At 40.1% G+C, this 12,077-nt stretch carries 6 protein-coding genes; 1 reads left to right on the top strand and 5 read right to left on the bottom strand.

The window, feature by feature from the left end; all coding sequences use genetic code 11:
• Positions 1-95 precede the first annotated feature (95 nt).
• The 5 genes from B3B27_RS04730 to B3B27_RS04710 form a co-directional block, all read right to left on the bottom strand.
• Positions 96-1,580, bottom strand: coding sequence for a RagB/SusD family nutrient uptake outer membrane protein (locus tag B3B27_RS04730; protein ID WP_238869152.1), 1,485 nt, complete (start codon positions 1,578-1,580; stop codon positions 96-98).
• A gap of 21 nt (positions 1,581-1,601) precedes the next feature.
• On the bottom strand, positions 1,602-4,661 hold the full coding sequence (locus B3B27_RS04725) for a SusC/RagA family TonB-linked outer membrane protein (RefSeq protein WP_238869150.1): 3,060 nt from the start codon (positions 4,659-4,661) through the stop codon (positions 1,602-1,604).
• A gap of 17 nt (positions 4,662-4,678) precedes the next feature.
• Entirely contained in the window at positions 4,679-6,289 is a 1,611-nt protein-coding gene (locus B3B27_RS04720) for a hypothetical protein (RefSeq protein ID WP_407681788.1), read from the bottom strand.
• A 318-nt stretch (positions 6,290-6,607) separates the two neighbouring features.
• A complete protein-coding gene (locus B3B27_RS04715; RefSeq protein ID WP_238869148.1) occupies positions 6,608-7,864 on the bottom strand; it encodes an MFS transporter in 1,257 nt (418 codons plus the stop codon).
• Between the two features lie 4 nt (positions 7,865-7,868).
• Positions 7,869-8,912 carry a glycoside hydrolase family 130 protein gene (locus B3B27_RS04710; protein ID WP_286845744.1) on the bottom strand — a complete coding sequence of 348 codons (1,044 nt, stop codon included), beginning with the start codon at positions 8,910-8,912 and terminating at the stop codon, positions 7,869-7,871.
• Between the two features lie 376 nt (positions 8,913-9,288).
• Between B3B27_RS04710 and B3B27_RS04705 the strand changes: the two genes are divergently transcribed.
• On the top strand, positions 9,289-12,077 hold a 2,789-nt coding region (locus B3B27_RS04705), incomplete at its 3' end, for a ligand-binding sensor domain-containing protein (protein ID WP_286846961.1).

The raw sequence follows: 12,077 nt of genomic DNA, 5'->3' as shown, positions 1-12,077 counted from the left end.
TTTGAAAAAGAGAGGGTATGTATCATAATATGATCTTACCCTCTCTTTTTGCACATATATTCAGGGACAAAACACTATGTGAACTTAATCAGTTGTCAATAACCTTCATTTTGAACAATAGTCCCACCTGATTTATCTATCTCCCTTTGTGGAATGGGATACAGGTAATGCACACTCTGAAACCCTCTCTCTCCTAACACTTCTTCTGCAATACCCCAGCGTTTAAGATCCCGAAAACGATGGGACTCAAATCCCAGCTCAACTCTTCTTTCGTGAATCAACCAGTTTGTGACAACAGTAATATTTGACTCATTTACATTTCTGTCGGGCAATGTTCCGGCTGGTGGCTGAGTTCCGTCGGCTGTAACCGAGCTTCCGGCTCTACGACGAATCAGGTTTATAATGCCGATAGCTTCTTTTAATTTACCGGTTTTCAACAACGCTTCTGCCTTCCACAACAGAACATCGGCAAAGCGAATGTAAACTCTGCTGCTTGGAGCATCATCATCACCTTTAAATTCCCCGTCGAGAGTCCCCAATATTTTATTCACATTCCTTGATTCAATATCTACAGTGTAGAGTAGTCTTGGGTCGTTTTCCTCAAAAGCCGCAATAAACGATACCTCAGGAGCCACGAATCCCCAACCCAGCAGAGCACACAGGCCGTTACCTTTTCTTGGGGTCTGGGCTGATTCGTGATCATAGCAAAAAATCACTTCTTGTTCCTGAAATTTTTTATTCACATCAAAGCTATCGAAGTAATTGCTGTTTAAGCTATAATATCCGCTGCCTTCTAGTTCACCTACAAGAGTAATAACTTCCTGCCATCTTTCATTAAACAGAGCCACTTTCGCCTGAAGGGCCATAACCGCTCCTTTTGACACTCGCCATTTTTCTTGTTGATGAGAATATTTGGCATCAGGCAACAGTCCCCTTGCATTGTTTAAATCCTTATCAATCTGAGTCCACACCTCATCGGCTGTTGCCCTTACAGCGACTTCATAAGCCTCATTAAAAGATGTTAGCGGCTTCAACAACAGTGGGACCCCTCCGAAATTCGTCACCAAATCAAAATAGTAAAATGCCCTTAAAAAGTACACCTCTCCTAAAAGCCTGTTTTGTTCAGCTTTGTTAAAATTAAGCTTAGCCATCATCTCTTCATCGGTTAAATAGTCGATAGCTGTATTTACTCTCGAAACTCCTTCATAATTATATGTCCACTGCCCATTAAATCCCCCATTTGAGGCAATAAAACTAAAGTTATTGAACTCATCCATCCATGCCTGGTCTCCATCGGGGTTCCATTTTTTCTGTACATCATCGGAAGCTATATCCTGAAGAATAAAATCGCCTCTGGTAACTGTTCCGTCACTCCATCCCCATTCACCTATAATATTCAGCGTGCTTGAAAGCAGTTGATACGATGAACTTACAGCATATTGTACAGTGGTAACCGTTGGCTGCATATCAACCTGATCGGGCGTAAGCAGGCCTATAGGGTCTTTCGACAGATAGCCTTCGCATCCTGACAACAGAAACACCCCTATTATAAATAAAAACAGATTCCTATAATATTTCATTATCCAAAAGATTTAAGTTGTTTAAAAAGATAGATTTATTCCGCAAATAAAGGACCTCGACTGTGGATAGGTCCCCATATCAATCAAATCCGTAGATTCCGGGTCGAGTCCTGAATATCCGGTCAGTGTAAATAGATTTTGACCCGACATATAGATCCTTATATTTTGCATGCCAAGTTTTTTGATGTTTGTAAAAGAGTATCCGAGTTCAATATTTTTCAATCTTAAGTAGGAAGCATCCTCAACAAATATACTCGATACTCTGCTACTTCCATTGTCGGTAAAACTCACACGTGGAATTTTGTTGGTTGACCCCTCTCCATCCCATGCTTTCAAAATATTTGTGGTGTAATTAAACGGTCGCGTATCATAATCAATTATTTTTTTAGAGTCGTTGTACCTGTCCACACTTCCGACACCTTGAAAGAGTATAGCAATGTCGAAATTTTTATACGAACCTGAAAAGTTCAATCCGTACAACAATCCCGGGTTAGGATCGCCGATGAAATCCCTGTCGTGGTCGTCAATTCTTCCATCGTTATTCCTGTCTTTAAAACGAATATCACCTGGCACAGGAGTTGGGTTGGTTGTGCCGTGCAGGTGAGTACTTATTTCGTTTGCATTTTGATATACTCCATCGAAAACATATCCGTAATAGGCATTAAGCGGCTGCCCTGGCTCCGTTCTTGTAACTGATCCTACCAGACTGGGAAGGTTCGGATGCAGCTTTTCCACCCGGTTTTTTACGGTAGACAAGTTGGCATTGATATTATATTTAAATGCACTTTCGGAATTGCGAAGCATTATACCAAATTCCCAGCCACGATTGCTCACTTCACCTGCATTAACTATGGTAGGCTGCACGTCACCAACTATACTTGGGAGGCTTATAGGCAACAGTATGTCCGTAGTATATTTCTGAAAATAGTCTGCGGTAAAATACAATCTGTTTCTAAAGATACCTGCATCAATACCTATGTTATACTGAGTGGTGGTTTCCCACTTTAAATCGGGATTCCCATACCTGGAGATAAGATATTTGTCTCCATCTTTTCTTATCAACGTAAGATAAGCGTAATTGGCAATTTCCTGATTTCCCAGCTGTCCGATGCTTCCCCTTAGCTTCAAGTCGGAAAGCCAGTCATGTTTTTTCATAAATTGCTCTTCAGACAATTTCCAGCCGGCTGACAAAGAAGGGAAGTATCCCCACCGGTTTTTTTCTGCAAACCGCGAAGAAGCATCTGCCCTGAAGTTAGCCGTGAGCATATACCTCATATCATATACATAAGTCAACGAGGTAAAGTATGACATCAATGCCCATTCAGATCCACTGCCCCCATTCCATAAATCCTGTTCGGTACTCCCAAAATCAATATATCTGAACTTCTCGGTATCATACTCATATCTTCTTCTTGAAGCATTTATTCCCGATCCGTAATTGGTGATAAATTCACTCCCGACCAACGCATTGAGTGAGTGAAGGTCAAACATTTTATCATAACTCAATGTGTTATTCCAGGTAAAAGTCAGCTCTTCGCCCCTGTATTCATTTAATCCATTGGGCCTGTTTTGGCGGCCTAAACCACGATCTATCTGGCTTCCGCCGCCATCATCATCGCCAAAATTGGCAAAAAAAGCCTTTTCATGACGAAAGTTCAAATCAACACCTGCATTGGTCCTGAATCTAAGCTCTTTTTCGGGCAAGAAAGCGATCTCTCCGAAAAGGTTTCCGAATGTTTTAAAATGCGAGCGGGTGTCGTCAGTGAAATAAGCTAGAGCAATCGGGTTTTGTGTCCATTCATACTTATCACTTTCCCATCCTCCAGTATCCCTGTTGTTATGAATATAAAAAGGCAGATCGGTAAAAGGGTTTTTTTCTGAATATGTGGGATCGTTGGGCGACTTGAATACGGAAATTACCGGTGGACGCAAAAGCGCGTGTCTTATTATTCCGGGAGTGTCGCCTTTAGACGAAAGTTTATCCTGGATGGCATAAGAAAGTTGCATATTGGTACCTACTTTTATTCTTTCCGTCAGATTGGCATTGATATTTGTACGAAAATTGAATCGATTGTATTTATCGTTATCATATACAACAATACCATCTTGTGTAACATATCCCACGGAGAGTAAGTACTGCAGTTTATCACTGCCTCCGCTTGCCGTCATCTGAATATTATTAGTATAGCCCGGTTCAAAAAGTTCATCTAACCAGTCGGTGTTTGCAAAATCACTCCGCCCCTTATCTGCAGTATAAGGATTTGTTCCGGAATATCCGGCATTGTTCCACGCCTTTTCCACAACATTCATATACTGTACGGAATTCAGCATCTTGGGAAGATTTGAAGCCTGTTGTATACCGCTGAAAAAGTTAATGTCGAAATTAGTTTTTCCCGCTACCCCGCTTTTTGTAGTAATTACAATTACCCCGGCCGAGGCCCTCGAGCCGTAAATAGCAGCAGCAGAAGCGTCTTTCAGCACAGTCATCGATTCAATATCGGAAGGATTGATAAACGCCAATTCCCGGGTGGGCACCCCATCCACAATATAAAGCGGATTGTTGTTTCCGATGGTACCCTCTCCCCTGATTCTGATATTTATCTCATCACCAGGGGCGCCTGTACTTTGAGTAACCTGAACACCCGCCACCTGCCCTTGAAGCGCCTGCCTTACATCTGCAACCCGGCGTCGCTCCATATCGTCAACGTTGACAGGTGCTACCGCCCCTGTAAGAGTCGACTTTTTTTGCACGGAGTATCCAACAACAACTAACTCATCAATCAATTGAGTCTCGGGCTGAAGGTTTATCTCCAGAAATGTTTGATTTGTTATAACAATTTCCTGGATAGAATATCCTACGTATGATATTCTAAGAGTATTATTTACCGGGACATCCAATTCAAAGTTTCCGTTTACGCCGGTAACAGTACCTGCTCCTGTTTCCACAACAAGTACGGTTACCCCGATCAGTTCTTCATTTGTCAGGGCATCTTTAACAGTACCCCTGACATTGATAGTCGTTTGAGCATGCAATCCCAAAGCAGCACAAACCACAATGACAAAAAATAATGCTTTCTTCATGTTTTACAAAAGTTAAGTTATTTATACGATATGATTTCTTCACCAATCAAAAGTTTATTGTCCACTTTTTCAATTTCTCCGCCTGACGGCAACTCAACAATTACACAGGCTTGCCCGGCCGGCATCTCTATATCTGCCCTGCCCACAACCGATCTGGCCAAGTAGGTTTTTGAAATAATATCAAAAAGGGCGGTTCCCTCTCTCACGGGTGTATACTCCACTTTCACAGATTCGTTATACGGATTGTATAACAAAAAAGTAGGATAGGTTCTATCTGAATAAAAGTCTGTAACGTTACAGTTAAGTTTAAGGACTTTTTCAACATTGGTTTTTTGTATCATAGCCCCAAATATGCCAACGGGTGCCGTACTGTAAAGGCTGAACATGGATTCTTTTGGATTGTCTTTGTGCCACTTCGGCCCGTCGCCGATGGCAACGGGGTGCACCCCCTCCAGCCGGGGGCTCTGCAAGTCGTCCGCGTAACGTAAACCTTCGTAAGCAACAACGGAATTCGTGTATCCCTGCATCGCCGGAAGCCATTGATTGGCATCCGGTATTTTATCGGGGAAGAAAAGACGCGATGCATTCACGTTATTCAGCATCCATTTGGCTATAGCCCTAGCGAATTCAGGTTCATACTTTACCATGGGTACAAGGGGCATAGCCATTTTTATACTGTTCATAAGGAATGCATAACCACCACCATCGGTAATGCTCCCTTGCAGTCCGCTGACATCATATTTCCCCCATCTGTCCACAATAATCCCCCATCCGGTACGCCCGTTTTCACTTTTTGTCCCCTCGAAAACCCAGTCAAGCATCTTTGCAACATCGTAATCTGTTCCCTCCTCGGCATTCAGGCGAGCAGCCGTGTAAACGCCAATAGGCAGCAACACTTCGTAGAAACGACTTTCGGTTTGATTGTCCAACGCCTCAATGGCAGATTTCGCATGCTCAAGGTAGCGCTTATCCCCAAACTGCTTGTATGCCGCATAAAGCACATAGCCATGACCTCCTGCAGCATCTTGTTGCAGAGGAATCTGGTTTATCATACCCTTCATTTGAGCGTAATCAAAGTAAGAGTAATCGTAATTTCCGTTTAACACCGAATCGGCTTTACAGAACTGTTCTGCAATCATACGCTGTATGTTTTGTGCATTATCAACATCCGGGAAAACATCACAGATATTATAAAACAACACGTTCGGAAAAACATCATACCACCAGTCCCTCCCATAGCCTCCGCCCAAAAGAGCTACTTCAGGAGTTGTGTTGTTCATCATTATATTCCAACCATTGTCTGTATTAAAATAGTTTTGGATCATTTTCACAAAGTTGTATCCGTTCTGATTGGTTTTGTCAATACCTATCAATCCGGCACCTAATATTGCTGCTAAGGAGTTGAGGCTTTCATGAAATTCGCCGTTGTTCACATCTGCTCCCTGCCGCACGTCATGAACCGCTGTAAATAACCCGAATGTTTGCTGTGGTAAATTGCGCTTATTATTGTCAAGCCAAATCATTGGCCCGGCAGGCAACGTGGAATCAAAATCAAAAACATACTCGTCAAACTGCCGGGCTTTTTCTTTCCAATCCAGAAGTTCGTAAGGCTGCGGCATGTCGGGCATAAGTTCTACCCTGTTAATATTTACCTGAACAACAGGGTCTCCATAATATGCTTCAGATTTATTGCACGACCATAGCGAAACAATGCAGCCAAGAATTATGAGGTTAAATATTATTTTTAATAAATAAGCCCCTCCTGATAGTCTCTTTCCTTGCAAACATATCGTATTTAATAATTGTGTTAAACAGGACGAACAGGCCCAATCTTGCTTGAAATGTGCCATTGTGTACAAATATCTAACTCCAGTGAAATCACTTTTACTCATATCCTCGTGTTTAAGAGGTTTATATGTTGGTTTCATAATAAGTAATATTTAATATCATTTGTTATATTTATTATCTATATCACTGATGATATTTTTAGCAAGCGGAAGCGATAACAATTGAATAGCACCTACAATTACCAGCGCATATTTCAAGGCAAACTCTTCCGACACCCAAAAAGCTAGTGATATAAACAAACTCATTCCGAAAGCGCGGCCAATAAACAATCCTACCTCATGACTGAGGATATAGGCATATTCATTTCTATTTTCAATTGCTTTCACGGCGTCAATGGTTTTCATCATAGTTGGGAAATAAGCCAAGTCGTGCAGAGGTTGAAACAACACTTTGCACAACACGAAAAAAATAACACCAATGGCAGAAAAAAGAATAGCGTTAAACAGTGTACCTATAAAAAAGACAAACAGTCCAAGTCCAAAAATTGCCATGCGGTGTTTGGGTTTGGCAATCCGCCCTAATATATAAATCAGGATTGCCGTAAGCAATCCGCCCACACCTTGTATCAACCCCAAAGACCCCTCATTACCGACAAGGCGCATAACAAGTATGGCCGGTGCTGTCACCAAAAAGCCCTGCACCATCCCTTTTAGTCCGGCAAGAGTCAAAAGTTTTTGCCAAAGCAGATGAAAACGGGTATAGATAAACCTTTTCTGCACCGGATTGTCGAAGTGCCCTTTCGACAAAACAAGCCCGGCAGCTATCGCGATAAGCAGGCTGAACAGGGTAATAAATTGATAACCGTTATTCACATCAAGCACCCTCCCAAAAAATACAAACCCATCTACCGATACCAGGAAAGCGCCCACAATTAACGGAACAGTTATGCTCCACAACGAAAAAAAGAACGACTCAAGCCCAAAAAAATAGTTCCGGTTTTCATCATTTGTTGAGTTTAGCGTTAGCAGGTAACGGTTGGTCCAGAAAAAACCTGTAGAAGCCCCCAGTACAAATCCTGACAGTCCCAGCTCTACAATTCCTATTGAGTTTACAAACATCATTGCCATTAATGCAGCGGCCGACAACAAAATGCCGAAAGTGTAAAGCGACGAGGCTTTGAACCTTTTCAACATTAACCCGTTGAGCACCGATGTAGCCAGTACCCCGCAGTACATACAAAGCTGGTAAATTGCTACATAAGCAGGACTGCCAGTGTTTCGCATTATGTACGCCCCAACAAAAATCTCTATGATGGGCAATATAAGCGCGTACAACATGTTTGTGACAAGAAGCGTCCTTATGTTCAGTGGTTGAGAGCGAAAAAACTTGTATTCTCCCAATATGCTTTTCGACATATCTCTATTTTAATGAATTCAGTATTTCCCTGATTGAAAATTCAGCACCACAGATAACCTCGTCACTCGCACCGTAGAATATTTTAATAGTATCATTTTCTACATAATGTCCGTTTGTGAAGACAACATTACCGAAAAATCCGTTTTTTTCGTATCCGGCAACCGGTTCCATGATCGGCTCCACACTCCTTGCCAGCACTTTCGACGGGTCGTTCAGGTCCAGCAGCAACGCACCCAAACAATACCGGTGGTCGTCATTTGCACCATGGTATATTTCGAGCCACCCTTCCGGCGTTTTAACAGGTGCACCTCCGGCTCCTACTCGCGCCGAATCCCAGCTGTCAGGTCGGGTGACGGCAATGCACTTGTGGTTCCCCCAATGAATCCTGTCGGGAGATTCGGCCAGCCAGATGTAATTTCCTCCCAGTTCGGGACTACTTGGACGATGCAGAGCATAATATTTCCCGTTTATCTTTTCTTCAAAAATAGCGCAATCTTTATTGTGTGGGGGAAATATCATACCCTTACGATCGTAAGTCTTAAAATCATTTGTAACAATCAGGCCAACACCTACCGCAACTGGTGATACCATTGTATAGGTAAGGTAAAAGCCATCTTCCATCGTCGCCACGCGGCAATCTTCTATACCAAATGATTCGAGAGAGTCTTCGCCAAATATTGGCGGATAGGCGGGGTCTTCTCGAAAATGCACACCATCGTCACTAACTACAAGGCGCAAATAGGATAAAGTTGTAAGATAATTTTGTCCCCTGTATTTTATCACCCGTGGGTCTGAAGCATCTAACTGAGGATCATCTTTGTCGAAAACAAGTACCTCTATTTTTCCACTTTCACTATAGACTGGAAAGCTTATCTTTCCTTCTACTTGTTTTGGGCGTTCTGCTACACGCAATAAAAGCCAGGTCTTGCCATTCATCCTGAATACTCCGGGATTGAGTAAACAGGTTATTTCCATTCCTTCTATTCCCGGTTGCAGGTCAGATGGACGTAACAATGGGTTTTCACTGAAGCGTTTTGCAATATCCATGATATAAATGTTTTAAATAATATATAAACAAAATTAATTTATTACGGACAAACAGTGGTATCCTAATCTTTCAAAATAGTACACTTATCTTTCAATTTAAAAATATATACTCTTTTATATTGGATAATTCACATAGTACAATCTATTTTCAGGATATTAAAAACAGGCGAAATTTAAATAGTATCGCTAATCTTAAAAATCATAAAGAGAAAAGATGTAAATTTGCCTCTATAATATAATAAATATTTGTTTATAGATTTTAACAATCGCAACAGATGTCTCAACATGATAATTAAATAACTGCATCCTTAAAGCATGCAACAAGAAAAATCATAGTCCCGGAATTAAACACAGGCGTAATAAATGTTAGATCGTAATGAAAAAAATTATCTGCATATTACTTATTATTTTACCGGTATCGGGTTATGCAATTTATTTTGACATTAAAACTCTGACGAACAAAGATGGTTTGTCGAACAGTTCCATAAATGTTGTTTTTCAAGATTCGAATCAACTTATGTGGTTTGGGACCTGGGATGGCCTTAATTTGTATGATGGAAAAGGTTTTCAGGTTTATAAACCTTCTCCTGGAAATATTCGAAGTATAAGCAACAACATCGTAAGAGATATCATTGAGGAAAAAAGGGATTATTTGTGGATTGCCACAGACATTGGTATAAATAGATTTAATATCAGAGAAAAAGTTTTTGAACGTTTTTTTGTCGACTCTCTAAGCCGCCGTGAAATAACAAACGAACACTCATATTTAATTGCCCGAAATTCTCAGGGTAAAATTTTTGCATACGTTTATCAACAAGGCCTGTACTATTTCGACTTTAAAAAAAAATATTTTGAGCCGCTGAATCTCAATAAAAAACTGAATGTAAAAAAAATCATTTTTGACAGCGATGACAATCTATGGATATTAACTAAAGAAAAATCTCTGGTTTCAGTTAAATTGAAAACCCATAATGGTCGTATAATTGTGTGTGATACAAGCCTGTTTTTATTAAGTGATGTTGAGAATTTATTCAATCAAAAATCAGGTGGTATATTAATTCAGACATCGGACTATAAAATATATGGATATGATAAATGCCAGGATAAACTAAAGGTACTTCCTTTCAATAGCGATATTGGCTATATCAATGATATCGGATTTTATGAAGGGTCAATTTTTTTTGGTACAAACAAAGGACTGTATCTGTACGATTTTAAAAATGAAATTATTCCGATAATAGAAAACACTCCTGTATTGAATGTTTACAGAGGCACGCAAAATATTATATGGGTGGCCACCGATATGAAAGGAGTATTTAAGATTGTTCCTTCCGATGAAAAATTCATAACCTACTCATCAGAAAACACCTTCAATTTTGGAAATTCTGCCGTGAGGACTTTTTTTGAAGACGAAAGCCGGACTCTTTGGGTTGGCACTAAGGGATCAGGCATTTATAACTTTACAAGAGAACAGGCATCCGGAAAGTTAAAACTCAGCAACATATTCAGCATGGAAAATGGGTTATTGAGCAACTCTGTTTACAAAATAGCAAAAGGCTTTGAGAATGAGTACTGGATTGGAACAGATGGTAATGGGATAAATTATTATGATAAGAAAACGAAAAAAATTCGCAGTTTAAATATTCCCCATAACTTAACCCTTTCATCTATCTATGCCATTTTACCGGACAGTGATAATATTTTATGGGTAGGGACAAGTGGTTATGGCATGTACAAATTGAAAATTGATCTGTCAACAACCCCTTACCGAGTTACAGATTACAAACAATTTGTATTTAATGAAGAGATATCCTCTTTGAGCAATAATATAGTGTATTCAATTATAAAAGAAGACAGTGCCCACTTATGGATAGGTACACGAGGAGGAGGCGTAAACAGATTTAACATCATTGACGAAACTTTTCAAATATTCAAATTATCGGTTAACAGCTATGGCAACGACGATGTACTATGTATTCATAAAGATAATAAAGGAAGTTTATGGGTCGGCACAAGTATGGGGCTGAACAAGCTGACTTGGAGAAACAGAGGACAGCCTGAAGTAATTAATTTCAGTGAAAAAAACGGGATGCCAAACAATACCATTCACGGTATTCTAGAAGACAAGAATAATAATTTGTGGGTAAGCACCAATCATGGACTGGCAAAACTTATTCCGGATGGAACTGATGAAGACGCCTACAGTATCATTTCATACTTTACAAATGACGGATTACAGGACAATGAGTTCTCAGACGGATCATATTATTCAAGTCCATATTCTTCTCTCTTTTATTTTGGAGGTATCAGCGGATTCAATGAATTCAACCCTATTGAAATTATTCAAAATGAATATATGCCTGAACTCTGGCTTGACGCATTTCATGTTGATAATACAGAGACTGATCTGGCCGATTATTTAGTACAAAATGGCGGCCTTGAAGTTCTTACTTTATCACACGAACACAAATCTTTCAGCTTCCGATTCATACCCATTGACTACATTGCTCCATCGAAATGTGAAATAGCATATATGCTGGAAGGGTTCCACGATGCCTGGGTTAACTTAGGAACATCAAATGTAATAGTATTCACTAATTTACCAAGAGGGAAGTATCTACTTAAAGTCAAAACAAGCAATGCTAATAAAATATGGGGCAAGACTCTCTACAGTTTGCCAATAGAAATGACTCCTCCATGGTGGAAAAGCAATTTAGCTTATTTCCTCTACTTTGTTTCTTTCTTAACTCTCCTGGTAATTATAAGGAAAATGATATTGTATCGCATAAGTCTTAACAACAGTATAAGAATGAAAGAACTGGAAAGGCAAAAAACAGAAGAAATCCATCAGGGGAAGCTCCAGTTTTTCACCAATATAGCACACGAGTTTTCCAACTCTTTGACACTTATCTATGGACCTTGCGACAAATTATTGAAAGAAAAAGAGATCGACAGCTATACAAAAAAATATCTGCAAGTAATAAAATCAAATTCAGAAAGGATGCAGAATCTGATAGAACAGCTCGTGGAATTCAGAAAAGCCGAAACCGGACATCTCAAGCTGAAAATTGAAATGGTGGATATTTCCGAGTTGATTAAATATGTGATTGACAACTTTATCGAAATATTGGAGCAAAAGAAGATTGATTATACAACCACTTTCAT

Origin of the sequence: Proteiniphilum sp. UBA5463, assembly GCF_002427225.1 — a bacterium.
GTDB lineage: Bacteria > Bacteroidota > Bacteroidia > Bacteroidales > Dysgonomonadaceae > Proteiniphilum > Proteiniphilum propionicum.
The sequence above is the reverse complement of the archived record's forward strand: the minus strand, read 5'-3'. Positions and strand labels throughout refer to the sequence as shown.

Bases quoted from the DNA above. Each gene is read 5' to 3' on its own strand.
- B3B27_RS04715 (WP_238869148.1), bottom strand. From the start codon at position 7,864: ATGTCGAAAAGCATATTGGGAGAATACAAGTTTTTTCGCTCTCAACCA.
- B3B27_RS04720 (WP_407681788.1), bottom strand. From the start codon at position 6,289: ATGCCCGACATGCCGCAGCCTTACGAACTTCTGGATTGGAAAGAAAAA.
- B3B27_RS04730 (WP_238869152.1), bottom strand. From the start codon at position 1,580: ATGAAATATTATAGGAATCTGTTTTTATTTATAATAGGGGTGTTTCTG.
- B3B27_RS04710 (WP_286845744.1), bottom strand. From the start codon at position 8,912: ATGGATATTGCAAAACGCTTCAGTGAAAACCCATTGTTACGTCCATCT.
- B3B27_RS04725 (WP_238869150.1), bottom strand. From the start codon at position 4,661: ATGAAGAAAGCATTATTTTTTGTCATTGTGGTTTGTGCTGCTTTGGGA.